Source organism: Shinella sp. HY16, from assembly GCF_028534175.1.
Classification (GTDB): Bacteria; Pseudomonadota; Alphaproteobacteria; order Rhizobiales; family Rhizobiaceae; genus Shinella.
On record NZ_JAHYXL010000008.1, the window covers coordinates 98,427 to 122,369 of the forward strand.

General features: G+C 58.6%; 30 protein-coding genes. 23 read left to right on the forward strand and 7 right to left on the reverse strand.

The window, feature by feature from the left end; genetic code table 11:
- Positions 1 to 4: 4 nt before the first annotated feature.
- Positions 5 to 202, forward strand: coding sequence for a hypothetical protein (locus tag K0P03_RS33990; protein ID WP_272792091.1), 198 nt, complete (start codon positions 5 to 7; stop codon positions 200 to 202).
- Positions 186 to 512: an IS66-like element accessory protein TnpA gene (gene tnpA, locus K0P03_RS35750; RefSeq protein WP_443020642.1), complete on the forward strand. Its 327-nt coding sequence runs from the start codon at positions 186 to 188 to the stop codon at positions 510 to 512. The genes K0P03_RS33990 and tnpA overlap by 17 nt, the downstream gene beginning before the upstream one ends.
- Positions 513 to 674: 162 nt before the next feature.
- Here tnpA and K0P03_RS34005 read toward each other — a convergent pair whose 3' ends face one another.
- Positions 675 to 1,445 (reverse strand): DUF5677 domain-containing protein, encoded by a 771-nt coding sequence (locus K0P03_RS34005; RefSeq protein WP_272792093.1) that lies wholly within the window; start codon positions 1,443 to 1,445, stop codon positions 675 to 677.
- A gap of 362 nt (positions 1,446 to 1,807) precedes the next feature.
- Between K0P03_RS34005 and K0P03_RS34010 the strand changes: the two genes are divergently transcribed.
- Positions 1,808 to 2,584, forward strand: a complete 777-nt coding sequence (locus K0P03_RS34010) for a hypothetical protein (RefSeq protein ID WP_272792094.1) — start codon at positions 1,808 to 1,810, stop codon at positions 2,582 to 2,584.
- Between the two features lie 2 nt (positions 2,585 to 2,586).
- On the opposite strand, the gene K0P03_RS34015 is transcribed toward K0P03_RS34010, so the two are convergent.
- Entirely contained in the window at positions 2,587 to 3,456 is an 870-nt protein-coding gene (locus K0P03_RS34015) for a hypothetical protein (protein WP_272792095.1), read from the reverse strand.
- A gap of 321 nt (positions 3,457 to 3,777) precedes the next feature.
- Between K0P03_RS34015 and K0P03_RS34020 the strand changes: the two genes are divergently transcribed.
- The gene (locus K0P03_RS34020; RefSeq protein ID WP_272792096.1) at positions 3,778 to 4,278 is read left to right on the forward strand and encodes a DUF488 domain-containing protein; all 501 of its coding nucleotides are present in this window, start codon (positions 3,778 to 3,780) and stop codon (positions 4,276 to 4,278) included.
- On the opposite strand, the gene K0P03_RS34025 is transcribed toward K0P03_RS34020, so the two are convergent.
- Together K0P03_RS34025 and K0P03_RS34030 are read right to left on the reverse strand one after the other, a co-directional pair.
- Positions 4,275 to 5,084, reverse strand: a complete 810-nt coding sequence (locus K0P03_RS34025; RefSeq protein ID WP_272792097.1) for a hypothetical protein — start codon at positions 5,082 to 5,084, stop codon at positions 4,275 to 4,277. The two genes, K0P03_RS34020 and K0P03_RS34025, sit on opposite strands and share 4 nt — an antisense overlap.
- Before the next feature lie 226 nt (positions 5,085 to 5,310).
- Entirely contained in the window at positions 5,311 to 5,751 is a 441-nt protein-coding gene (locus K0P03_RS34030) for a hypothetical protein (RefSeq protein ID WP_272792098.1), read from the reverse strand.
- A gap of 252 nt (positions 5,752 to 6,003) precedes the next feature.
- Between K0P03_RS34030 and tnpB the strand changes: the two genes are divergently transcribed.
- The 9 genes from tnpB (at position 6,004) to K0P03_RS34075 (ending at position 14,448) form a co-directional block, all read left to right on the forward strand.
- On the forward strand, positions 6,004 to 6,198 hold the full coding sequence (gene tnpB / locus K0P03_RS34035; protein WP_006473174.1) for an IS66 family insertion sequence element accessory protein TnpB: 195 nt from the start codon (positions 6,004 to 6,006) through the stop codon (positions 6,196 to 6,198).
- 208 nt (positions 6,199 to 6,406) lie between these two features.
- Positions 6,407 to 7,216, forward strand: a complete 810-nt coding sequence (gene phnC, locus K0P03_RS34040) for a phosphonate ABC transporter ATP-binding protein (RefSeq protein WP_006473175.1) — start codon at positions 6,407 to 6,409, stop codon at positions 7,214 to 7,216.
- Positions 7,213 to 8,061 (forward strand): phosphate/phosphite/phosphonate ABC transporter substrate-binding protein, encoded by an 849-nt coding sequence (phnD, locus tag K0P03_RS34045; RefSeq protein ID WP_046802286.1) that lies wholly within the window; start codon positions 7,213 to 7,215, stop codon positions 8,059 to 8,061. The genes phnC and phnD overlap by 4 nt, the downstream gene beginning before the upstream one ends.
- A 70-nt stretch (positions 8,062 to 8,131) precedes the next feature.
- Positions 8,132 to 8,938: a phosphonate ABC transporter, permease protein PhnE gene (gene phnE / locus K0P03_RS34050; protein ID WP_006473411.1), complete on the forward strand. Its 807-nt coding sequence runs from the start codon at positions 8,132 to 8,134 to the stop codon at positions 8,936 to 8,938.
- A 13-nt stretch (positions 8,939 to 8,951) separates the two neighbouring features.
- On the forward strand, positions 8,952 to 9,950 hold the full coding sequence (locus K0P03_RS34055; protein WP_003501101.1) for a phosphonate dehydrogenase: 999 nt from the start codon (positions 8,952 to 8,954) through the stop codon (positions 9,948 to 9,950).
- Between the two features lie 12 nt (positions 9,951 to 9,962).
- Positions 9,963 to 10,883, forward strand: a complete 921-nt coding sequence (locus tag K0P03_RS34060) for a LysR family transcriptional regulator (protein WP_003501100.1) — start codon at positions 9,963 to 9,965, stop codon at positions 10,881 to 10,883.
- Positions 10,884 to 11,223: 340 nt separating this feature from the next.
- Positions 11,224 to 11,826: a recombinase family protein gene (locus K0P03_RS34065; RefSeq protein ID WP_003501098.1), complete on the forward strand. Its 603-nt coding sequence runs from the start codon at positions 11,224 to 11,226 to the stop codon at positions 11,824 to 11,826.
- Entirely contained in the window at positions 11,819 to 13,471 is a 1,653-nt protein-coding gene (locus K0P03_RS34070) for an IS481 family transposase (RefSeq protein ID WP_003501095.1), read from the forward strand. Before K0P03_RS34065 ends, K0P03_RS34070 begins: the two co-directional genes overlap by 8 nt.
- Positions 13,468 to 14,448 carry an ExeA family protein gene (locus tag K0P03_RS34075; protein WP_003501092.1) on the forward strand — a complete coding sequence of 327 codons (981 nt, stop codon included), beginning with the start codon at positions 13,468 to 13,470 and terminating at the stop codon, positions 14,446 to 14,448. Before K0P03_RS34070 ends, K0P03_RS34075 begins: the two co-directional genes overlap by 4 nt.
- A gap of 315 nt (positions 14,449 to 14,763) precedes the next feature.
- On the opposite strand, the gene K0P03_RS34080 is transcribed toward K0P03_RS34075, so the two are convergent.
- A complete protein-coding gene (locus K0P03_RS34080; protein WP_152007089.1) occupies positions 14,764 to 15,030 on the reverse strand; it encodes a helix-turn-helix domain-containing protein in 267 nt (88 codons plus the stop codon).
- Positions 15,031 to 15,079: 49 nt separating this feature from the next.
- On the opposite strand from K0P03_RS34080, the gene K0P03_RS34085 reads away from it, so the two are divergent.
- The 4 genes from K0P03_RS34085 (at position 15,080) to K0P03_RS34100 (ending at position 18,570) form a co-directional block, all read left to right on the forward strand.
- A complete protein-coding gene (locus tag K0P03_RS34085) occupies positions 15,080 to 15,589 on the forward strand; it encodes a hypothetical protein (protein WP_272792099.1) in 510 nt (169 codons plus the stop codon).
- 33 nt (positions 15,590 to 15,622) lie between these two features.
- Entirely contained in the window at positions 15,623 to 15,940 is a 318-nt protein-coding gene (locus K0P03_RS34090; protein WP_272792100.1) for a single-stranded DNA-binding protein, read from the forward strand.
- A gap of 518 nt (positions 15,941 to 16,458) precedes the next feature.
- Positions 16,459 to 17,655, forward strand: a complete 1,197-nt coding sequence (locus tag K0P03_RS34095) for an IS256 family transposase (protein WP_272792101.1) — start codon at positions 16,459 to 16,461, stop codon at positions 17,653 to 17,655.
- A gap of 66 nt (positions 17,656 to 17,721) precedes the next feature.
- Positions 17,722 to 18,570 carry a DUF932 domain-containing protein gene (locus tag K0P03_RS34100; RefSeq protein WP_152007086.1) on the forward strand — a complete coding sequence of 283 codons (849 nt, stop codon included), beginning with the start codon at positions 17,722 to 17,724 and terminating at the stop codon, positions 18,568 to 18,570.
- Positions 18,571 to 18,758: 188 nt separating this feature from the next.
- On the opposite strand, the gene K0P03_RS34105 is transcribed toward K0P03_RS34100, so the two are convergent.
- Complete coding sequence (locus tag K0P03_RS34105) at positions 18,759 to 19,754, reverse strand: antitoxin Xre/MbcA/ParS toxin-binding domain-containing protein (RefSeq protein ID WP_272792102.1); 996 nt, start codon at positions 19,752 to 19,754, stop codon at positions 18,759 to 18,761.
- Between the two features lie 316 nt (positions 19,755 to 20,070).
- On the opposite strand from K0P03_RS34105, the gene K0P03_RS34110 reads away from it, so the two are divergent.
- Entirely contained in the window at positions 20,071 to 20,319 is a 249-nt protein-coding gene (locus K0P03_RS34110) for a hypothetical protein (RefSeq protein ID WP_272792103.1), read from the forward strand.
- 42 nt (positions 20,320 to 20,361) lie between these two features.
- Here the strand turns inward: K0P03_RS34110 and K0P03_RS34115 are convergent, their stop codons facing one another.
- A complete protein-coding gene (locus K0P03_RS34115; RefSeq protein ID WP_064334501.1) occupies positions 20,362 to 20,664 on the reverse strand; it encodes a hypothetical protein in 303 nt (100 codons plus the stop codon).
- Positions 20,665 to 21,169: 505 nt separating this feature from the next.
- Between K0P03_RS34115 and K0P03_RS34120 the strand changes: the two genes are divergently transcribed.
- The 5 genes from K0P03_RS34120 to K0P03_RS34140 all read left to right on the forward strand — a co-directional run bounded on the left by K0P03_RS34120 (position 21,170) and on the right by K0P03_RS34140 (position 23,457).
- The gene (locus K0P03_RS34120) at positions 21,170 to 21,490 is read left to right on the forward strand and encodes a DUF736 domain-containing protein (protein WP_272792104.1); all 321 of its coding nucleotides are present in this window, start codon (positions 21,170 to 21,172) and stop codon (positions 21,488 to 21,490) included.
- 88 nt (positions 21,491 to 21,578) lie between these two features.
- A complete protein-coding gene (locus K0P03_RS34125) occupies positions 21,579 to 22,370 on the forward strand; it encodes a hypothetical protein (RefSeq protein ID WP_272792105.1) in 792 nt (263 codons plus the stop codon).
- Positions 22,371 to 22,401: 31 nt separating this feature from the next.
- Positions 22,402 to 22,587, forward strand: a complete 186-nt coding sequence (locus K0P03_RS34130) for a hypothetical protein (protein WP_272792106.1) — start codon at positions 22,402 to 22,404, stop codon at positions 22,585 to 22,587.
- Complete coding sequence (locus K0P03_RS34135; RefSeq protein WP_272792107.1) at positions 22,584 to 22,892, forward strand: hypothetical protein; 309 nt, start codon at positions 22,584 to 22,586, stop codon at positions 22,890 to 22,892. Before K0P03_RS34130 ends, K0P03_RS34135 begins: the two co-directional genes overlap by 4 nt.
- A gap of 421 nt (positions 22,893 to 23,313) precedes the next feature.
- Positions 23,314 to 23,457, forward strand: a complete 144-nt coding sequence (locus K0P03_RS34140) for a hypothetical protein (protein ID WP_272792108.1) — start codon at positions 23,314 to 23,316, stop codon at positions 23,455 to 23,457.
- Positions 23,458 to 23,943 lie beyond the last annotated feature (486 nt).

The following is a 23,943-nucleotide window of genomic DNA, read 5'->3' on the forward strand; positions in this document are numbered from 1 at the left end:
GACGATGATCGTCATTCCGTCATTGTCGCCGCCTCGGCCACGCTCCTCTGCGTCACAAAATGCCATTGCCGCCGAACTCGGGCTGAAGGAGCACGACCGGCTGATGCTCGGTATCTCTCCGCCGAAGGCCGTCTGCCCCGATTTGCTGATTGGCTTTAAGTGCATGCCTTATGTCATGCGCTACAATGATTTCGCCCATTGAGCTCTTGTCCGCCGAAGATCTTGGTCGCCGACGGGATTGGTCGGATGAAGAGAAGGTTCGGATCGTCGAGGAGAGCCTGCAAGGCTTTCGGCAGGGCTCGGTGACGGCGCGGCGTTATGGATTGTCGCGGTCACTGTTGACCCGTTGGCGTCGGGAATACCGAAGCGGGCTTCTGCACGTTTCCGCGTCAACGGGCTTCGTGCCGCTTGCGATTTCGCCGCCGCCGCCGGCATCTTCCGAGATGGCCTCACCGCCGCTGTCTGAAGATGACAGGATGATCGAAATCATCACAGTCCCCCGGGCTCTTTAACGGCTCCCATTAGAGTGGCATGCTTTGGATATCTTCAGACGTAAAACATCCGAATGTTCCATAATATATCTTATGCGATATGTTATAACGTAACAAAATGTTTCACGCGACCGCCAGAAATTGTCAGCCAGCGATGGTACTAACTTGCCGCCTCACCTCTTCCTATGGCTTCTCTCCGAGCCTGGCCGTCCCTTTACGATACAGTTCAATGTAGCCACGGCCGAGCGCCGAGAACTCGGCCTCGTTCTGTGTGATCCCAAGCGAATGGCGTAGATGCAACACGACCGTCATGCCAGCAAGCGCGATGAGACTGATCGTGTCGAACATTTCTTCTTTCTCGAGCTGCGGATCGAGTTCGAGGCTAACCCTATCGTATGTTTCTTGCGGATGTCGGCACAGGGACGTCCACGTCACATGCTCTGCGTCGGCGGAAATTTGCCGATAGAACAGCTGAAAACGAGGGAAATTGCTGCCTTTGGTCAGCTCGCCGATATTCAGGCTCTTGGGCTTGGTCTCGCCGTTCCCCATGACGAATTGCTGCAGCTCGCGATTGGCATCCTCGGAGAGTTCCGTCGTCTTCTGAAGGAGCTTGCCACGCGATATCCGACTGGCCTTGTCGTCATCATAAAGGATCGGCAAATACTCATCCGTGGTGCATGCTGATTCCATATGCATGGCACATTCGATGATACCACGTGCCATAATGCGGAATGCGAGCTGTTCTTCGTTCTGCAACAGCACCAGCGCCGATCGGAAAAGTGTCAGCGCTCGCGCTGCGATCGCAAATTTCGCTGACAAGCCCCTCGGATCGTCGCTGCCAGAGGTTTCCTGCGCGAACTCGCCGATGAAATCGCGGGCGCGATCATTGAAGGTAACAAGCCAATCGACCCACTCGGCATCGTCAACCACCGGAGGGGTATAGGTATCGGTCATGGCGGCATTCCTCTGGCGTTGCCGCCGTTGATGATCGAAGTGTTTAGCCTAACAGGGTAAGCCCTGACGCGGCGCCCGTGCCGAAGGCCACGATAGTCTGCAGGACTGCATTCCAAAAGTGGTTGGTTCCGGTCGTTAGCGTTGTCGTCTCTGTGGTCATAGGCGTTCCCTTTCTCTCTAGATTCATGAACAGCCAGAATTGCACCCGATGAGGGGCAGAAGAAGGAAGAGGCCAACGGCACAGAGCGCCGCTGCGGGAACTGCCCCCGCACCTGTTAAGCCTGTTAGGCTAAACGCTTCTTTGCTTTACATAGGATTGCGCTAGGCTTTCCGCAATACAACCGAACCGACGGAGCGATCTTATGTTTTTCAAGCCCGAACAGGGTTTCCGCGACTATATCCGGATCGCTCAGATCAATGTGACCGAGTCCGTCGCAAAGCCCTCCCCCCTGCTCGAAGGGGCCGAACGGTTCTGTGATTTTTTCCAGAAGGACCTGCTTACCGGTGAACAGGAACTTGCCCCCACGGCCGCTTTCCTGCTCATGCACAGCTTCACGCTTTACGAAAGCAGCGTCGCCACCGCCATGACCGGTCACGCGGTCGCCATTTATCCGTTGCTCCGCACGGCCCTTGAATCGGCATGCTATGCATACCTAATGAAAGCGGACACGGCGGTTGAGGCTCTCTGGTTGAACCGCCACGACAGCGAAGCCGATATGAAAGCGGCGCGCAAGGCGTTCACGTCGGCCGTCAAGGATGTGGCGGCTGCCATCGACAAAGCAGAACCCAATACAGGTAAAGCAGATCTGATCAATTTGGCCTATCAAGGCGCTATCGATTGGGGCGCCCATCCCAATCCGCGCTCGATCTACCATCACATGGAAGAGCCGGAAGATATCGGTACCCATATCCAGATAAACCTTACGGCACTCCATCCCCGTGGAGCACTCGAGTATGACCGGTCGCTATTGGCGTGCCTCGATTTCGGAATGCTGCTTGGTATCGTGATCGCCCATACCCTCTCCGCGGTCAGCACCGAGACAATGCGCAAGCTCCAGGCACTCAATGATATGAAAGAGGCGCTGCTGGAAAGCGAATTCCCAGATACCTATGCTGCGATGGGGCCGCTCAAGGGGTAGGCTCAATAGTCGTTGGCGACGCCAACCTCCGCCCAGAGCATGCGTTCTTGCTCCTCTTCCAGTGCAGAGCGTTCCACCAACCTGGCCTTCATGTCCAGCGCGTAGAGCGGCATTTGCCAGCGTTGATAGAGACTTGTGACGTGATCGTTCGTCGCCTCATCGGAGGCCAGCCCCCGCGCGGCTAGCTGGTTTAGGGTCGCGCCGATCAGGCGGTCACTTTCGTGACAGCTCGTATCGTCCTGAAAATCTACCTCGCTCCAGACCGTCGAGAGAATGTTCAGCCCAGCGACCGTGAATGCGCCGAAAGCGGCCAGCGCCTCCGCGACGATCAATGCATTCGGCTTGAAATCGAACATGCTGGCGTAGCCGCCAGGTGCGACCCACTGCAGGGTGCCGTCATCAAGGCCTTCGATGTCGGCATAGAGGCGGGTCTCCCGCTGGTAGATAAGATCGTTCGGCACGATGAACTCGCCCATGCCGCCTTCAAGGTAGTGCGTCACGCGCCGGCGATCGATGATCTTGCGCAGTTCTTTCAGGTCGACCGGCCGCCATTGGCAGGCCTCTGCATAGAGGAGCCGAGCGAGATGGTCGTAATACCAACCCATCAGCGTTCCGATCCTGCCGGCAATCAACTTCTTCGGGCAACGCACGATGTCCATCAAAATGAGGATTTTCGCGGCCTCTTCTTCCGCATGCCCCTTCAGCACGTTGGATTCTCGCGGCATGTGTGAGACCGCCTTCGACGCCGCATAAAGCCCGCGAGCACTCTCGAGCAGAATCGGGAGGCCTTCCGCAATAAATGCGACACGCTCTTCGTTGGGCAGATTGACAAGCTTGCGACCCTGTCGAAGCCCTATATCGATCTTGGACATGCAAAATTTCCCTCCTGCCCGACGATCAATAGCAACAGGACTGTGCAAAAGCGCCATCTTCGCATCGTGGACGCACGGTTGTCGAACACCAATCCGCGATTTCGGCGAAGCGACTTCCATCTGCCCAACAATTCCTCATCTCCCAAACCGAGGTCCGCCGAGTGCGAACGAGGGTATCCCGGATTTCGATTCTCAGTGTCGATAAGGAAATAGGTGCTTTACTCTGGCGGCCGGGCGTCCAATGCAGTATCGAGGCGCCTTCTCGGTCGGCAAGCGCCAGGCCAGCGAAGTCCACTAAAATGGGCGGAGAAGGAGCGTCTGATGAAAACAGTCTATACGATCGGCTATGAGGGTACCGATATCGACCGCTTCGTAAAGACGCTGACCGCAGTCGGCATCGAGACGGTCGCCGACGTCCGGGCCGTGCCCCTGTCCCGAAAAAAGGGCTTCTCGAAGAACTCGCTGCGTGAGCATCTGGAGAGCGCTGGGATCAAATATCTGGCAGTGCAGGAACTTGGAGATCCAAAGGAAGGCCGGGAAGCCGCCAAGGCGGGCGACTACGAACGCTTCCGGGAAATATACACCGGACACGTCGATCAACCGGAGTCGGCTGCCGCGATTGAGAAGCTTGCCGCAGTATCCGAAGGACAGGCAGTCTGCTTACTCTGTTTTGAACGCGACCCAAAGACCTGCCACCGGTTGATCGTCGGCGAGCGGATGGGTGCCTTCGGGTACAATATGATGCACCTGTTTGGCGATGATCCCGGCCGCTACATCAGAAACCAAGGCAAGCTGCCGCGCTGTGCGTCCGCATCAGCCTAGAGTAACTGTCCCTGAATTTGGTGTGGGGGATAGATCAAGCTAATGATCAGCCATTGGTCTTGAAACCGGTGTTGATTGCCCATCAGGAACATCAAATCTCTCGCCGGTATCTTTGTTTCAAGTTGGTCGCGGAAGTGGCGCTCCCACTTTTCGCCGTGGGCGCGGTGACAGTTCCAGTAAAGCGCGCCGACCTCCCAATCGACGAGCTTATGCCTGAATTCCTTTGCGGCTGAACCATCACCGCACCGATAGCGATAGTAAAAATCGAAGGGCAGTTTCTGAAGGGTTCTAATCGACGGCTTGTCTTCATCATCGAATAGACCGCCCTGCTTCTGTTCCGTCACAAGCTTGGCAAGTTCATCTTCAGTCCACTCCGGGTTTGACACCGGTTCGATGTCTAGCCCAACGACCTGCGTCGGCTTCAGCAGGGCAAGTGAAATTCCCTTGCTCTGCCGGGCGGCCTCTATCGCATCAAAATGCGCATGCACAGCAACCGGCGACAGAAGGCGCCTCCGCTCGGCCCAGTCCTTGCCAGGTTGGACAACGTCACACCCTTGGATGGTGTCAACCTTGATGGTGAGGCTTTCTGATCGATGATCCTTCCGCGCCTTTTCGACCTTCGCCTTGATCCACTGCCATTTCTTGAACTGCTGATCCTTGGCGATAAGCCGAAACGGAACTGGAAATAGGCGAACGAGCTTTCCGCCCTCATCCATTCCGGCGACGCAGGTCGTTTCGGCATATTTGCCACTCGGCGAAGGATAGGTCTTGCATAGGATGAGTATTCGAGCGTCGACGACCGCCATGGATTTCTCCGGGGCTGACCGCCCGAATCGAAGGTTCATAGGAAATAGCGCCATTCGTCGATGGTGAAGTCAATTTAAAGTTGCTCTTTAGGAAATGGGATGCACAATCTTCTTTGATCATGCGTTCACGTGCTTCCTATCGCATTCGGACCCGCATATCAGGATGGCGACTTCGGCTATTCCGACCTTTACTGGAAAAGCCTCTGAAGGATGATCGAACCCCGCTCTATTTGGTCGGCTTGCAGATCAGTGGCCTAAGTTCCTGCATGATCACGCCAGACTTTGGTGAGAGCATCACGCCGATCCAGTTGTCCGAAAATGTCCCCGCCGGGTCGGCAGGGGAAAGCCAGATCACCTCGTTTGTATCGAGTTCGATTTTCACCTCACTGCCGATCGGACTGCCGGCGACAGTCTGGACGTAGTGGCGCTTGATCGGATGGGGCTTTCCCTCGGCGTCAATCAGTAGATTCTCGCGATATGCCATTTCGATCTTGCCGCCCTCCCCGCTCGACTCGCAATCGGTTGCCCGTTCGCATCGGATGACCGAGGAATAAGTGCAGGACCAGGTGAAGCCGCTACGCCACATCGGATTGTCCGCAGCCCATGCGGTAGGTGCCATCAGCACCAGCACCGAGATCAGTCGATACTTGTAGCGGCTTGCCAACATAAGCGCCTCTGCTCGCAAACATCGGCATTTTCTGCTCGAATTATCTGACAATGGAGCGGGCGTCGTGCTCACGCTCTTTGCCAATGTGCTCGCAAACATCCGGGTCTGCTTGCAAACATCCGCCACGTGCTCAGATTAATTGCCAGCGACGGCATGGTCAAACCGGGACGCCTGCCTGTCGTAGTTGCTCGGTCAGCTGACGGGAATATTCGGGATCAAGGGTGCCCGCCAGGAAGGCGCGGATATACGGACATGCGCTGTGGCTTTCCCTCCTTGGCGCTTCGGGTGCAGGAGGTTCTGCAGCATGATCCGTTGTCAGGGCATCTCTTCGTCTTCAGGGGCCGCAGATCGGATATTTTGAAGATCATCTGGCATGATGGTCTGGGCGCCTGCCTTTTTACCCGGCGGCTGGAGAAGGGCCGGTTTATCTGGCCGAATATGGGATAGCATCCGTCAAGGTGGTGTAGAATTGGGACCGGGCCGTCATGATCAGGCGGCTCTGGGTGAAATTTCTCCATCGCAGCTACGCGAGGAGGTAGAGCTGAGTTTAAGTGCTGTCATTGAAGTTTCACGAGCCTGATAAACGGACGTCATATGTCGCCCATAGTGATGCAAATATTCAATCGATGCACCACTAACGATCAGGATTATTGTGATGCTGGCTCTGAACGGAGTTGCCGTGACCTATGCCAACGGCACCCAAGCTTTGAAGACAACGACATTGACGTTCAACCAGGGTCAGTTCGTCGTGCTCCTCGGTAGATCCGGCGCAGGCAAATCTACCCTCATCCGGACACTCAACGGCTTGGTTGCGCCGACGTCTGGTTCGATCACTTCTAACGATATTGGTGCTCTGGATGCGGAAACTAAGCTTCGCATTCACCGAAGGCGAACTGGGATGATATTCCAGCAGCACCAACTCATAGGGCGCTTGAGCGCGCTCGACAACGTCATGACGGGCCGCCTGGGCTACCACTCTGGCTGGCGTACGTTGTTCCCTATGCCGCGTTCGGATCGAAGGCTGGGGTTGGAATGCCTTGAACGCGTAGGCCTTCTTGATAAGGCTCTCGTCAGGGCGGATCAACTATCCGGCGGTCAGCAGCAACGGGTGGGCATTGCGCGCGCGCTGGTCCAGAAGCCCCAACTGGTCCTTGCAGATGAGCCCGTTGCAAGTCTGGACCCTGAAACGGCTGTCGAGGTCCTGTCGCAGCTTCGCGAAATATGCACAGCCGACGGCATCACTGCTGTGATCAGCCTTCATCAGATCGATCTAGCTCGCCGGTTCGGCGACCGGGTCATTGCTATGCGCGACGGGGAAGTGGTTGCGGACGCCGCTGTCGACGAACTGACCGATCAAATGTGTGCGTCGATCTACCGCAGCGCCCCAAGAAATCCGACCACAACACAAGATTTGTCCAACTACGAGTATGATCAACCTTTAGCTGCCATGGAGGCCGCATTATGAAGAAGCTTCTGTCCCTCGCATTCCTCGCCGTTCTTGGCTGGAGTTCGTTGGCGCATGCTGGCTCAAATCCAGAGACATTGCGCGTCGCGTTGCTACCGGACGAGAACGCCGCCACTGTCATCAAAAACAATCGTCCTCTCGAGGAGTATCTTGAGAAGACACTCGGTCGGGAGATTGAACTGATCGTAACGACCGACTACTCGTCAATGATCGAAGCGATGCGTTTCGGCCGGCTTGAGTTGGCTTATTTCGGGCCGCTCTCTTACACGCTCGCGAAAACCAAGGCTGATATCGAGCCTTTCGCAGCAGTTATGAAGGATGGCGAAACTACCTATCGCGCTGTAGTTGTCGCCAATGCAGAGGCTGGCATCGAAAGCCTTGAAGATGCAAAAGGGAAAAAGGTCGCGTTTGGGGACGTGGCTTCCACCTCAAGCCACCTTATCCCGAAATCTATGCTGCTTAAGGCCGGAGTTGAGGCTGGAAAAGACTATAGCGAGAACTTCGTAGGGTCGCATGATGCCGTGGCTATTGCAGTGCAGAATGGCAATGCTCAGATTGGCGGACTTTCGTTGCCCATCTACAATTCAATGGTCGCTCGTGGCACCATTGATCCTAAGAAAGTTATCGCCCTCGCCGAGTCCGATCCGTTCCCGCAGTACCCCTGGACCATGCGGTCGGATCTTGACACTTCGTTGAAAGAGGCGATCACCAAAGCCTTCATCGACCTTAAAGACGAAAAGGTATTGGCATCCTTCAAAGCCGATGGGTTCGCTCCGATCGATGACAAAGCCTACGACGTCGTCCGTGAGCTCGGTAAAGTGCTGAACTTGGACCTGAGTCAGTAAGGCGCGTTCGAGACAGTTTCTCACCTTTCGACGCAGGCGCTGGCCTGCGTCCTTTCTTCCAGGATATGTGATGACACAGCCGTCGGCCGACTACGACTCTATCCTTCAACATCAAAACAAAGCTTGGACCAGAGCTGGCGTGATCGCGTTGGCAATTGCGTGTGTGATCATTGTTAGCAGTTATCACTCCGGTCTTCTTGATCTGGAGCGTCTGGGATCTGGGTTTCCTGCGCTCTGGCAGCTCGGTACGGAAATGTTTCCCCCGGATTTCAACCGAGGCTTGGAGTGGATCAGCCCTCTCATCGACACTCTGGCGATGAGTATAGCTGGGACTGCGATCGCGGTACTGATATCACTTCCAGTTGGCTTTTTCGCCTCAGGGAAAACAGCACCCAACGCTGTCATCTATATGATCTCGCGTGGATTGTTGAATGGTCTACGGTCGATCCCGGAGCTGATTATGGGCATCGTCTTCGTGGCGGCAGTGGGATTTGGAGCGCTCCCAGGCGTGCTGGCTCTTGGTCTTCACTCGGTTGGCATGGTGGGCAAGTTCTTTGCGGAGGCGATCGAGCATTGCGATAATGCGCCTATAGAAGCCGCACGCGCAGCTGGTGCGTCGCCGTTCCAGATCGTGACGCGGGCGATCTTGCCACAAGTTCTACCGCAATTGGCCGATGTGACCATCTATCGGTGGGAGTACAACTTCCGCGCCTCGACAATCCTGGGCACTGTGGGAGCTGGTGGTATCGGTTTCGAGTTGATGACATCCCTCCGGATCATGAATTATCAGGAGGTTCTTGCGATCATGCTCGTTGTCCTTCTGATGGTCACCATCGTTGACCAGGTCGGCGCTCTCCTCCGCCGCCAGCTGCAATAGAAGGATAAATTAAATGCTCCCAAAGGTAGTAATCACCCATCGCGTCCACGAGGAGATTATCTCAAAGCTATCTCCCCACGCTCGTTTAGTTTGCAACGATACTGATGATACATGGCCCCGCGAGAAACTGCTCGCAGAATTGAGCGACGCCAAGGCGATGATGGCGTTCATGCCGGACATGATCGACGCGTCTGTACTCGCGCACGCTCCCGATCTTCAACTTGTGGCATGTGCGCTGAAAGGCTTCGATAACTTCGACATCGAAGCCTGCACGCAGCGTGGAGTCCACGTCACGATAGTGTCCGATCTTCTCACTGACCCGACAGCCGAACTTACAATCGGTCTGATGATTGCTCTTGGGCGGCACATTCTGCCAGGCGACAAGAGCGTCAGGAGGGATTACAAAGGTTGGCGCCCTCGGTTTTACGGCCTTGGGCTGCAGGGCACAGCAATCGGCATTTTAGGGATGGGAGCGATCGGAAAAGCTATAGCACAGCGCCTAAGTACCTTCGGCGCCATTGTGTCGTACTGGGATCGTCAATCCCTGGACAAAGCCGATGAGATCAGACTGAACGTAAAGCCTCTTGAATTTGACCAGTTGATCTCGTCGTCTACCTTTCTTGTGTGTGCACTCCCGCTTTCGGCCGAAACGAAGCATCTCCTCGGCGCTGAACAACTCGCCAAAATGCCCAAAGGAGCACTTCTTATTAATCCTGCACGCGGAAGCGTGGTTGATGAAGAGGCTGTTGTCGCTGCATTGCAGGCGGGGCGCTTGGGAGGCTACGCCGCTGATGTTTATGAGATGGAGGACTGGGCCAGACCCGACCGGCCTGACAAGGTCCACGGGGGTCTCCTCAATCGCGAACATGATTCGATCTTGACACCCCACATAGGCTCAGCAGTGGCGAAGTCGCGTTTGGCTATCGAGCACGAGGCTGCTGACAACATTATAGATTTTGTCCAAGGCCGAAGACCTCGTGCGGCAATTAACGAGGTTCAACTAATTCCTTGATTAGAGAAAGTAATGTTTAGCCTTTCGCATGTCGCAGCATTCATAGAGGTAATCGAAACTGGCAGCTTTCACGAGGCGTCGCGACGGCTTCAGATATCCCAACCGACTGTCTCACATAATGTGAAACGATTGGAGGATATACTAGGGGTGCGGCTGGTCGAGAGGAGGAAGGACAAGTGTGTGCCGACTCGGCAAGGGCTCGTATTCTTGCCATTCGCACGCAGCCTTTTGACCGTCACGAAGAGATCTCTGGACCGCCTGCACAGCGGCCGGATTACGTTGGGTGCCAGTACTAACATCGGTACCTATATTTTGCCAGTCCACTTGAAGCGTTTACAGGATGCTCAAGGCCGGCCACCTGAGGTGGCCGTTGCCTCAAATCCTGAAATCATCGAAAAGCTCTTGAGGAAGGAGATTGATCTAGCCTTTACCGAATGGTGGGACGATCGAAAAGGATATCAAGCCCGCCTTTGGCGGAAGGAAAAGCTGGTAATAATCGTATCCCCACAGCATAATTGGAGGACGCGAAAAACAATTGAAGCGGCAGAGTTATTTCAAGAGTCCCTCATTGGCGGAGAACGTGGAACCGGTACCGGATCCGTGCTCCGCGAGGCCTTCGGCCAAGCGGCAGAGCAATTCCCAATCTCATTCAATGTCGGGAGCACTGAGGCTGTGAAGCATGCAGTTCGAGCTGGTCTCGGCATTTCGATCGTGATGAGGAGCACTGTCCTCGATGAGCTCGCGTCGGGTAGGCTTTATGAGGTTTCTGTTGAGAATGTGGTTCTCGAAAAGTCTGTGTGGGCTGTACATCCCGTACATATGGAGGATGGTTCACCGGAAGCAATCGCGCTTAAGGTTATACTCGATGCGAGCGCCCCTCTGGGTGACCTAGAGCACGTCCACATTACTCGGGGTCATATCCGCAAGATTTGAAGTAGTTGGCGCATTCCTGCGGCTCGAACATGGTAACGGCCTGGCCGACCGCATCCTTTGGTATCGCCGCCTCAATTCCCGGAGTATCCCATACAAGGGGGACAAGATCGGGGACCGCCCGATTTTCGATGCGTAAGGTTCCCTGCTCCATGTCGCGAATATTCGGCCGTCAGACACATAGTTGGTTTCCATGGATCGTTTGTCATAAACGAGGGTTTTTGAGCATGCCATAGCGCATGCCGTCACGCCCCTTGAATGGCGCGATGGAATCTTCTCAAAACTGTTATAGAAACGGTTGTCGCAAAATGCTATGTGTCCAACGACTTTCAAGAACATTTGGATGGCTATGCGGGTCGGGTACGCCAGGGTCAGCACGATCGATCAAAATCCGGAGCTTCAGCTTGAGGCGCTGAGACGCGCCGGTTGCGAGAAGGTGTTTACCGAGCGCGGGTCAGGCGCTCGCGATGACCGCCCGGAATTGGGCCGAATTCTCTCCGACGTGCTTCGCACTGGTGACACGCTCGTTGTCTGGAAACTCGATCGGTTGGCGCGATCGCTAAAGAAGCTCATCGCGACGGCGGAAGAGTTGGAGCGCGCGAAGATCGGGCTCGTGTCCTTGACCGAGAGCATTGATACGACGACGCCGGGCGGCATGCTGACCTTCCATGTCTTCGGTGCGATCGCCCAGTTCGAACGTGCTCTGATCCGCGAACGCACGACGGCTGGACTGGTCGAGGCGCGGCAACGTGGCCGCAAGGGTGGCCGCCCGCCCGCGATGCGCCCGGGCGATATTGCCGCGGCGCGCGCCCTGATGAAGGAAGGCAGCATACCGGTACGCAATATTGCGCAGCGCATGGGGGTTTCTGTTGCAACCCTCTATCGTCATATCGGCAAGAAGGGTGGCTCTCCCAAAACAGTGGAATCCGAGGACGTCCATGGCTGAGCGGAGAAAGCGGCCGCCCGGAGAGGCTCTTGTCGATCTTCGACGCCGATTGTCGCTGCTTTCTCCCCGTGATCCAGGCCGTACCGAGATTGTTGCTCGTGCCGCCGATGCCTACGGCATCTCGATCTGGACCCTGTATCGGGCGCTGCGGGAGTTGAACCGCCCGAAATCCGTACGGCGCGCCGATCACGGAACCTCCCGGATCGCCCCGCAGCCGGAGATGGAAACCTATGCCGAAATCATCGCGGCCCTGAAGATCAGAACGGCGAACCGGAAGGGGCGGCATATCTCCACGGCGCGCGCCATCAAGCTGCTTGAGGAAGACGGCGTGGTGACGCCCGATGGCCTGGTCCGTGCACCGCCCGGCATCTTGAAACGCGCAACGGTCGATCGGCTGCTGCGTGTTTCCGGCCTGGATTATGCGCGCGTCACCCGCCCGGTGGCTGCCGTCCGATTCCAGGCGCGGCGTTCCAACGAACTCTGGCACTTCGACATGAGCCCGTCCGACCTGAAGCAGGTGGAAGCGCCGCTTTGGGTCGAGGAAGGGCGCGGCCGGCCGACGCTGATGCTGTTCTCCGTGGTCGATGATCGCTCCGGCGCGAGCTATCAGGAATACCGCTCCGTCTACGGCGAGGACGCGGAGTCCGCCTTGCGCTTTCTCTACAATGCCTTCGCCGCCAAGCCTGAACCGGAACTGCCGCTTCAGGGGATTCCAACGACCATCCATATGGATAACGGGCCGGTGAGCCGCTCGCGCGTTTTCCAGTCCGTCATGGGTAGCCTTGGTGTCCGGGTTCTCACGCATATGCCCCCGTCGGACAGCGAGCGGCGCACGCCGGCGCGAGCGAAAGGCAAGGTCGAGCGGCCGTTTCGCACGATCAAGGAAGTGCACGAGACCCTCTATCATTTCCACAAGCCGAAGGACGAAGAGGAAGCCAACCTTTGGCTCAGGCGCGCCTTGGTCACCTACAATAACGGCGACCATCGCACAGAGTCTCATGCACGCATCGAGGATTGGCTGCGGCATCTTCCTCCTGACGGGGTGCGGGCGATGTGCTCCTGGGAGCGGTTCTGCGCCTTTGCGCGCGAACCGGAACGACGGACGGTTGCTGGAGACGCGACCGTATCGGTCGAAGGCGCATCCTATGAGGTCGAGCCCGAACTTGCCGGCGAAACGGTGACCTTGCTCTGGGGCCTGTTCGATCAGGAACTGTTCGTCGAGCATGAGGGCAAGCGCTTCGGTCCATTCCAACCTTCGCGCGGGGCGGTTCCCCTCTTTCGCTATCGCAAATACCAGAAGAGCAAGCTCGAAGAGCGGCTCGACAAGGTGGTGCGCCTGGCAGACCAACTTGGGCTCCCCCGCGCCGCGGTCACCGGCGGGGATCGTCCATTGCCTTCGCTGCCCCCGACCACGGCTGGGCTGAGTGTACGGCGGACACCGTTTCCGGAACCCGCAATAGAGACCGCTTATCCAAATGGCCTCGCAGCCCGTGGGGCCATCGCCGACCAGCTCGGCCGGCCGATCGGCGCGATGAATGCCGGTGACCGCGCCTTCATCAATGAACTGCTTGGAGAAACACTCGACAAAAAGATGATCGCGGCCCGTATCCGCGAACGCTTCCAGGCGCGAAGAAAGGAAGAATGATGCTCGCTGACGTTCAATCCAGTTACGGCCTCGACCGGCCTTTCCAAGGGGCCGGCAACTTTGAGACCGAGCATCAGCGCACGATCATCCGCGAGGTGTGTGCGGCCGTCCAGACCGGTCGGCTTGTCGTGGTCTCCGGCCTGGTCGGTTCGGGGAAAACCCACCTTTTGCGCCGCATCGAGGCCGAACTCACCAAAGCCGGCAAGGTCGCACTCGCCAAATCGCTGGCGGTCGACAAGCGGCGCACTTCGCTGCCATCGCTCATTGAAGCCCTGTTCTACGACTTGTCTCCCGGCGATCGTGCGCAGGTCAAGATCCCCAAGCAGGCCGAGCGCCGGGAGCGCGACCTGCGCGACATCATGAAAAAAGGCAAACGGCCGATCGTCCTCGTGGTCGACGAGGCCCATGACCTGCACCACAAGACCTTAACCGGCCTGAAGCGACTGATGGAGGTGGTCGCCGACGCCGGCGTGCTCCTTTCCGTACTTCTTGTCGGGCATCCCCGGTTGCGCAATGATCTGCGCCGGCCGCAAATGGAGGAGATTGGCTACCGCACGACCATTTTTGACTACGAGGGGATCGGCTCCGCGCGCCGCGACTATGTTGCCTGGCTGCTTGGCGCCTGTGCGGCCGAAGGCGTAAAGGTTGGCGAACTCCTCGAGGAAGAAGCCATCGACCTCATCGCCGAACGTTTGCGCACGCCGCTTCAGATCGAGATGCATCTCACCCTCGCATTCGAGCAGGGCTTTCGCCTCGGCGCCAAGCCGGTTACCGCCGAAATCGTCGAGCAGGTCCTGTCCCGCGCCATCGACGATCTCGAACCGACGTTGACCCGAAATGGTTACGATGCGACGGCTCTGGTCACGCACCTCAATGCTCGGCCGTCGGATATCCGCGCCTTCCTGGCGGGCACCCTTGATCCCGAATATTCCCGTCAGCTGACCGAGCAACTACGACAGGCAGGCGTCCCGGTTTGACCATGCCGTCGCTGGCAATTAATCTGAGCACGTGGGGGATGTTTGCAAGCAGACCCGGATGTTTGCGAGCACATTGGCAGGGAGCGTGAGCACGACGCCCGCTCCATTGTCAGATAATTCGAGCAGAAAATGCCGATGTTTGCGAGCAGAGGCGCTTATGTTGGCAAGCCGCTACAGATACTTCAAGATTCGCCATCCCTCAATTGGCTCGAACGTCAGGTTCGGCCGTGAACATGCAGGGGTGACGATAAAATATAATTTACGTTATGCGCAACGGAATCGTCGCGATGTCCGAAGTGAACGTATCCACAAAACTCAACTGTCGTCCGATTTCATACCAAGCATTAGGTCTTGCATAGGTACCTTCAGATTGGTGCTGATCCGCGTAATGACCTGAAGGGAGGGATTCGCCGTGGCGTCGAGAATCCTAAAATAGTAAGGCGTGGTGATCTCGCAAAGCTTCACCAGCTCCTTTTTCGTCAGGCCGCGCTTCTCCCGCTCACGCTCCATGACGATCGCCATGTTTCGCAGGATCATCGTCCCAAGGTCTGTATCGGCCTTCTTGCGTTTGCTCGGTGCCATAGGATAAACTATAGTTTACTCGTTCGTGTTTTTGATGAGAGAGTTGCCTATGTCAGCCAAAGCCTCGCCTGCCAACGTTATCGCCGGGATCCTCCTGGCGGTCGTCATGCTGCCCACGCCCGCTACAGCGAGCGAATGGGGCTGCGAGGTTCTGTTGTGTGCTTCGTCTTCCAACCCGTCCTGGAGGGGTGTACCGGCTTGCCATCCGCCGATGAACCGGCTGATGTCCGCGATGAAGAAACCGGGCTTCGACTGGCCCACCTGCCCGGAAGGAGGAACGGGAGAGCCGGGCTATCAGAGATATGCGGAGTGCCCGGAGGGCTATCAGGTCGGGAGCAGCAGGGACCGCAACGGCTTCGCCAGGGAAGGCGATCTGTGCGTCAAGACAGTCAACGTTTGCCAGGGCAATACGCACGGTCTCTATAACTCTGATCGGCAGCGGAGCTGCATACAAACGGTCTCCATGTCTCGACCGCTCAGGTCAGAGCCTTATTTCTTCGACATCAAGAATGACGCCTCTGGCCAAACCGAGCGGCATTGGTTCGAGTTGCACAAATAACCGGATTTCAGCGGTTAAGGAAGGTTTAAATCCATGCGGACTGTCAACCGTCACACCCTGCTCGGCCACGTCGGAAACATTATAAAGCTCAAGAATGTGCTAAAGGTGAACATCGCCACCAATCGCGACTGGCAGGCCGACGGCGATCGAAAAACCGCCACCGATTGGGCGCAGGTGACGATCCTCGACAGGAAGCAGGCCGAGTGGATCGAAGAAAATGTCGGGCTGGGCGATCTCGTCTATGTCGAGTCCCGGATCTCGAATTCCAGCTACGAGCGCGACGGGGAGCTGGTTTACACCACCGACGTCATCGCGCAGCTCTTTAATCTCCTCTCGAAGAAACCATCCTGACAAAAGGCCATTGGCCACCGCCCGTTCCGGTCGGCCGCGCTCTATGCGAAGCACGGAGCCAGCCTTTAGCCGTCTCCGCCGATCCCGGTGACGATCGCTTGTCCAGTCGGTGGCTATGCCCCCGGCACTGAGGCCCGTCGCCGGGCCGCATTTCTGTTTCCGCCCCATGACAGCGCTGGCCGTTCGGATCAAGGGGCAGGCGCGGCACAGCCGCTTGTCGCGCCGGCAAAAAAACGGCTTTCCGCCTGCGGCCGAACCTTCCGTTTTTTCCCCGTCACGACCCCTTGACCCGACCGGCCGTCGCCGCAGGCGGGCTTTCGCCCTCCCCGCTCCGTCCGGGGGAATGTCAGAGGCCATTCCCCCGGAAAGACCGGGGAGGCTTCGCCCAAGGGGGCTTCCCCTTCGGGAAACGGGGAAAAACGGTACTGTCCCGAAAGTTCTGCAAATTCGCTGAGAGGGGCGGTCATGGCAGGCTGGTGATTGTTCACGTCACCTGATTCCCGCGAAGGAACGCCACCATGACCAAGATTGAAGGTAAGACCGCCAGCGCCGCCGTCAAAGACATTCTGCTTTCGAACCCCAGTGGACTGCGCGACGTGATCCGCGCGGTGATGCAGGAGGTTCTGGAAGCGGAGATGGATGAGGCGTTGGGCGCCGCGAAGGGGGAGCGCACGCCGGAGCGGCTCGGCTACCGCTCAGGCCACTATGGCCGCACGCTGGTGACGCGCGTCGGCAAGCTGGAGCTCCGGGTGCCGCAGGACCGTCAGGGTCGCTTCTCCACCGAGCTGTTCGAGCGCTACCAGCGTTCGGAGCGGGCCTTGGTGGCGACGCTGGCGGAGATGTACGTGCAAGGCGTGTCGACCCGCAAGGTCAAGGCGATCACCGAGGAACTGTGCGGCCACGCCTTCTCGGCCTCGTCGATCTCGGCCATCAACAGGCGGCTGGACGAGAGCCTCGCCGCCTTTGCCGAACGCCCGCTTCACGAGCCCTTTCCCTATCTCATCCTCGACGCCCGCTATGAGAAGGTGCGCGAGGCCGGCGTGGTGATGAGCCAGGCGGTGCTGATCGCGGTCGGCATCGACTGGGACGGCAGGCGCCAGATCCTGGCCGTCGAGATGGCCAATCGCGAGAGCCGCTCGGCCTGGCGGGACTTCCTCGTCGGCCTGAAGGCGCGTGGCCTCAAGGGCGTCGAACTGGTTGTGTCCGACGACCATGCCGGGCTCGTCGCGGCGATCGGCGAGGTGATTCCGGAAGCCGCATGGCAGCGCTGCTACGTCCACTTCCTCAGGAATGCGCTCGACCATCTGCCGAGAAAGCACGGCGACGACTGCCTGCAGGAACTCCGGTGGCTCTACGATCGTCGCGATCTCGCCGAGGCCAAAGCCGATCTCGCTTCATGGCTGGCCAAGTGGTCGGGCAAATATCCGCGGCTCACCGGCTGGGCCGAGGAGACCATCGAGCAGACGCTCACCTTCTTCCGGCTGCCGCGCCAGCACCACAAGCACCTGAAGTCGACCAACATGCTGGAGCGGCTGAACGAGGAGATCAGGCGCCGAACCTATGTCGTACGCATCTTCCCGAACTCACAAAGCTGCCTGCGCCTCGTACGGGCGCTCGCTGTCGAGACAAACGAAAACTGGATGGAGGCCAACCGCTACCTCAACATGGACGACCTCAGAGAGCACAAGAAGCTCGAACTCCGCAAAGCCGCATGACCAGCATCATGGCCGCCCCATTTTGCAGAACTTGACGCACACGACCGGAAAAACAGGAGACAGACAATGAGCATCTACACCGAGACCGCCCGTTTCGACACCGGCCGCGCCTTGACCGAAACCGAAATGCGCCGCATCGCGCCGTCGATCTTTGCCGTGACCGCCCATGAGAGCCGGTCCGAGCGTTTCAAACCCATCCCGACCATCGAGGTGTTGCGCGGCCTCATGAACGAGGGATTCATGCCGGTCGGCGCCAAGCAGTCCCGCAGCCGCACCGAAGGCAAGGCCGATTTCACCAAGCACCTTATTCGAATGCGCCGTGTCGATGACGGCAAGGTCTATAATGTCGGCGATACCGTCTGCGAAATCCTCCTGAAAAACGCCAATGACGGAACCAGCGCCTACGAACTGATGGCCGGGCTTTTCCGGGTGCGGTGCCTCAATTCCCTCGTGACGCAGACCGGCACCATAGACGCCATCAAGGTCCGCCATTCCGGGGACGTGCAGCTCAAGGTCATCGAGGGAACCTATCGCGTTCTCGGCGAGGCCGAACGCACCCTTGCCGCTCCGCAGGATTGGTCGACCATGCGCATGACCCCAGAGGAGGCGAGAATTCTGGCAGATGCCGCCCATGTTCTCCGCTTCGGAGACAATGAAGGCGAGACGACCACGCCGATCAAGCCGGAGCAGTTGCTTGTCCCGCGCCGTCACGACGACCGCGCCAACGATCTGTGGACGACGTGGAACGTGGTGCAGGAAAACGCGATCAAGGGTGGTTTGCGCGGCGTCGGCCGCGACGATCTCGGCAGGCCGCGCCGTGCAACCTCCCGTGCCGTCAACGGCATCGATCAGGATATCAAGCTCAACAAGGCCCTGTGGCTGCTCGGAGAAAGGATGGCCGCGCTGAAGGCGTAAGCATCGCATCTATTGTTGCTGAAGGGACGCCTGGCCGTAAGGTCGGGCGTCCCTTTGCATTTGCGAAACCGCGAGTTCGGTCAGATCCGGTGGCCGTGTGCCTGCCCCTCGCCGCATCGAGCGGCGCGGGGCAGGACGAAGGGCGCCCCAAAGCCCCGCCCCTCGAACTCCCTTCCCGCCCATAGCTATTAGGATTTCGAGGACAAACCGTCCCGATCGCCCACCTTGTCGAGCTGGCCGCGAATATAGGCGTCGATGTAGTCGAAGACTTCCACCGCGCCAGCATCCGTCTCAATCAGGTCGATCGGCCGCCGACCGCCGAGATGGGCGTTTGCTTGGCGCGCCCATTTCAGAATTTCGCCATCGGTGCGCAGCACCGGGCGTGCCATATCCAGCATTGTCGCGAGATGGTGCGGCTTCGCATACCATGAATGCGGCTTTATGCTCGCACGGCGTCGGCCAGGGACGACATCCGGCAGTTGCGACGCGCGCAGTTCGTCCTCCGTGATATGCCGCCGGACCCAATGGGCCAGCTTTGCCAGCGACACGTTGGCTTCCCGCTCGAGGTCGCCACCAGCGCCAACCTTGCGAGTCGGTATAACCAGGCCACGGACAATATTCGGGCAACGCGCCTCCAGCATTTCCAGGGCCGGCGCAAGGTCCGTATCGTTGGTGACGAGCACCACCTGGTCGATCTCTCCGCTTAGGGCGTCATCATAAAGCTGGAGCGCCAGATTCACATCCGACTGCTTCTCCTCCAGCTTCCAGACCTGGATCTTGTCGCAATCGCGCGGCCACCGTTTCGGGTCGTCGGCTGGAACAATATGCTGGTTGGCCTTGTAGAGGGAATAGTGACCCATCACGAAAGAAAGCCGGCCGCCGCAATGCGACGTCAGCGCATTGTGATAGTGGGCCTGCGATGAGACCGAATCCTCGCCCTTGGAAGCACTCTCGATGATCTTGGCGGTGAAATACTTGATCGCGCAGTCCGGATGCAGGGCCATCGTTGCCGGATCGGCTTCCGGCGCCGCGCGATAGAGGATTGTCGGCAGAATTTGCGTCTCGAACAGGCCCAGGACGTCAAGCCATTTGAACGCCGTCTTGCGCAGGCAGCCGTAATAAAGATTGTAGCCGTCGATATAGACGCGTGTTCTTAACGCCGGCACTCCTTGCCCCCAAGACATAAAAAAACCGGCTTGCGCCGGCTTTTTCCCCCAACCGCCCGGAGCCCATGTCTCTCAGGATGCTGGGTTAGTTGTTAGCTCTCAACATAGTGTCATGGGCCTCGCTCGTCAACCGGTTTTGACCGTCGCCCATGCGTTTGAACCAGCGATTTCGCCGTAATTTATCGTAAAATAGGCATCTACAATCAATCTGCAAGCAGTCACCACCTGCCCTGGTCACGGTCGAGAACCGGAGAATAGGTCAGCGGAAGTTGCGGTCCGTCCGGATGCCGTTGAGCGGGCGTAATCTTACGCTCTATCTTTTGGAGCCTCGACCATGCGTCTTGAAGTGCTCGTAGCCGGCCTGATCATGGCCTCGATCCCCATCCTGGCCTATGCCCACAACTGCAAATGCCGAAATCGCGGCGTCTTGTTCAAACGCGGAGAGACATCCTGCCTTCGTGTCGACGGCGGCTCCTATCTCGCGCGCTGCGAGATGAAGCTAAACGTCTCGTCCTGGACCAGGATTCAGGATGGTTGCCCATTGACCAAACGGGTGCTGCCGAGAACGACGCTCGTCAACTGATCGCTGCACCAGGCGGCGTCGGATGCGTTGTGTAGGGCGAAACTAGCCCTCACCGATCGTCTCGATGACCGCGTGGTCCTTGACGATGGCGGCAAAACCATCGTTCAGCAAAGCCATGACCGCCGCGGCCGTCATCGGGACGGTTTCGATCCTTTCCAGGCAAAGCGGGCTATCGTTGGGATCGCGACCGGCTAGCAGATCAGCACGCAATTCCAGCAACGCCTGTTTCGCCATGTCCCTGTCATCGTAGAAATAGGGCGGTACGGAAGGGTCGTCCCAGCAATGTTCACCAGGGCGCGATTTGCCGGTCACGGTATAGAGGATAAGGGTTGGCGCCGTCTCCATTGCAGTCCTCCTTCAGGGTGAATCCCTGTCGTATCGGAGCCTAGCTGCAGGATCGTCGCCGGCAACTCGCAGAAATGCTAGTTGGGCCACCGCCCGTTCCGGTCGGCCGCGCTCTATGCGAAGCACGGAGCCAGCCTGCGGCCGTCTCCGCCGATCCCGGTGACGATCGCTTGTCCGGTCGGTGGCTATGCCCCCGGCACTGAGGCCCGTCGCCGGGCCGCATTTCTGTTTCCGCCCCATGACAGCGCTGGCCGTTCGGATCAAGGGGCAGGCGCGGCACAGCCGCTTGTCGCGCCGGCAAAAAAACGGCTTTCCGCCTGCGGCCGAACCTTCCGTTTTTTCCCCGTCACGACCCCTTGACCCGACCGGCCGTCGCCGCAGGGCGGGCTCTCGCCCTCCCCGCTCCGTCCGGGGGAATGTCAGAGGCCATTCCCCCGGAAAGACCGGGGAGGCTTCGCCCGAAAGGGGCTTCCCCTTCGGGAAACGTAAACTCAGGAGACAGACCATGACCGAACTCGCAAACTTCATCCGCATCAACGAAGACAACACGATCAGCGGCAACATTGCCTCGATCTCTTACGACCTCGATATCACCGGCGAACCCTTCACCAGCACCAACGCAAAAGCGCCGGTCTACCGCCTTTTTGCCAAGTCCCCGCGTGGTCGGCGCATCGAAGTCGGCGGCATCTGGCAGAAGAAGAACCAGACCGGCGGCGACTATCTCAGCCTCTCCGTGAACACCGGCCATGGCCGGCTCAATGCCAATCTTGGCCGCTTCCCCGGTCAGGATGACGAAGACCTGATGGCGGTCATTCCGTGGGACTAATGGGGCCACCGAAACACCGGATGACCGAGGGGGATTGTTCCCCTTCGGCGCACCGGGAACCCTCGACGACGATTTCAAGGATATCATCATGGATGCCCCCAACATCGACACGCTCGGCGTTGCGCTGGTGGAGAAGGGCTTCGCGCCCAACCTCGCCCTTCTCGACATCAACAATTCCCTGTCGGTCCCGCAAAGTTTCGACATGCCAGCGCCGTGGAGCCTGCCGTCGCGCATGTTCCGCTTTCCAATCGAGGTTTGCCGCCCCGATGACGATCAGCCGCGCACCCTCGGCCTTCGCCATCCCCTCTTGGCCGATCATCCCTACGTTCGGCATGTTGAGGCCCGGCTGGGTTTCGAGATCGCCCGCAATGGCGCACCGAACCGTCACGGCTATTCCACCGGTCCGACCGCCCGCTGGTGGCACGCCGTCGATCTGGTCATGGCGGGAAAGTGGCGCGAATTGCTGGAAACGTGCGAATTCACCGAGCGGGATTGCATCATGCAGGCCGTGGCCTTCGGATGCCGCTATTCCCATCACGAGGACAAGAAGGCATCCGGCTATCTCTCCGTCCCAGACGCCCGGAAAGTCATGGTAGCAGTCGGTTCCAACGAACCCGGCGAACGTAGCGCGACGATCCGCACCTTCTCGGCCCCGAGCCTTTGCCGTCAGGAAAAGGGTGCGGAGCACTGGCCGATCAATACCGGCCGCCTGTCGGCCGAGGCTGTGGCATGGGGAGTGATTTTCGGCATCGAGGACGGTTGGTTTCGCCATGACCGCGCTGGTTTCCTCCAATGGTCCGAGCTGGGGCGCGAGCGTTATGCGGCGGGCGATAGCGCCTCATATGTGCAGGCAAGCGGTCAAGCCGCCTTCGCCTTCTAGGCACTGGTCCGAGCGAGGAAGGAAAACCACCATGGGTAAGCAGACCGTTACCATCATCCAGACATTCCGCACCGAGCGCCGGATCACCGTGGAGGTCGAAGCGGCCGATCACGAAAGCGCCATCGAGGAATTCGAGAGTGGCAGCGCCGAGGTTCCTGCCTTTGACGATCCGAGGTGGAGGACGGAGTGGAATTCGCAAAGCGAGGACTACGAATGAGCCGCTATACGATCACCCTCCTGAAAGGCGAGAGAACGGACGACGAGGCTGTCATCGGATTCGATCCGCCGTTGCGCACCTTCTTCCTGCAGGGGTTCGACACCGACGACGATTTCGGCTCGCCGGAAATCTGGCTCGGCACGCTCTTGGAGGAATTCCCAACCTTGGAAAGGGTCATCGAGGCGGCGCGCCGGCAAGGCTACGAGGTTCGCGGCCTTGAGCGCGCCGACATGATTGCGCTGCTGGCGGAGGCGGGTCACGACTATGAGCCTTCCATCGCCGAGAAACTTGGTTTCATCCTGTAGTTTCCCCCCTGCCGCGCCCTCATCTCGGAGGGACAGGACCGCTTTTGACCGATGGCGTCCGCATCGAGCGGGCGCGCATCGGTTAGAGGGGAGCCCTCGCCCCTCCCCTCGCCCTCCCCTTCCCGCCCAAGCCTCGGAAATTGGCCATGCCTGGGTAGATGGGGGCGTTTCCAGATTCTGGTATAGGAGTTGCCAGAGTCGATTGCGGCTGTCAGCTGCACCTCGCAGGCTCATGAGTTTAAGCGGATGGGCCGAGTCCCAAAAATAGATTCGTTTTGATTCAATGGCTTATGCGATGCGGCCTAGGCCGCTTTGCGGCGCCGAGCGCGCACACCCTCTTGGCGAACCTCTGTAGTGTGATATTTTGCGCAGCAAGCAGTCCCGTTCTTTCGCGTTTTCTTTTGGTGAAAGGACTCACACGATGAAGCCCCTCAACAAGCTCAATCTAAAAGTCTTCGGTATCAGCGTTGGTGCAGAGGGCTACTTCGCCATCTCCGCCGTTCTCTTGACCTTTCTTGTGGCAGCGGCGGGCTTTTTGGCGGGCCGTAAGCTTGGCTGGTGGTGAAGGTTTTCCATTGCCGGAAAGCAAAGGGCAGCTTGTCCGCGCGCTTTTCTTTCTGCCTGTTTCCCGGTGATGATGCCCGTTTCCCAGCCGCAGCGCCGTGAGGACGGCGCGGCCGCGGCCGCAGCGAGCCGCAGGCGAGCGGAGCAGGCGGAGGAAACCCGCGCTCCCCAATAGCGCCGTAGGGTTTTCCGGAGCCTCGTGGGAAACGGGCGGTTTTCCATGATCGTGAATTTCTTCGGTATCCTGGTGGACTACTGCCCGTTCCGGTTGGGCGCGCTCTATGCGAAGCACGGAGCCAGACTTCTACCGTCTCCGCCGTTTGCCTGTCCCCTGCCGCATCGAGCGGCGCGGGACAGGGCGAGGGGTGCCCCGAGGCCCGACCCCTCGAACACCCCTGCCCGCCCAAGAAAAAAGCGGAGCGCTGCGAGCGGGCGCAGTCGGTCCCGGCTCGCCCTGCGGGCCGCTATGCTGAGCCTCCGGCGGCTG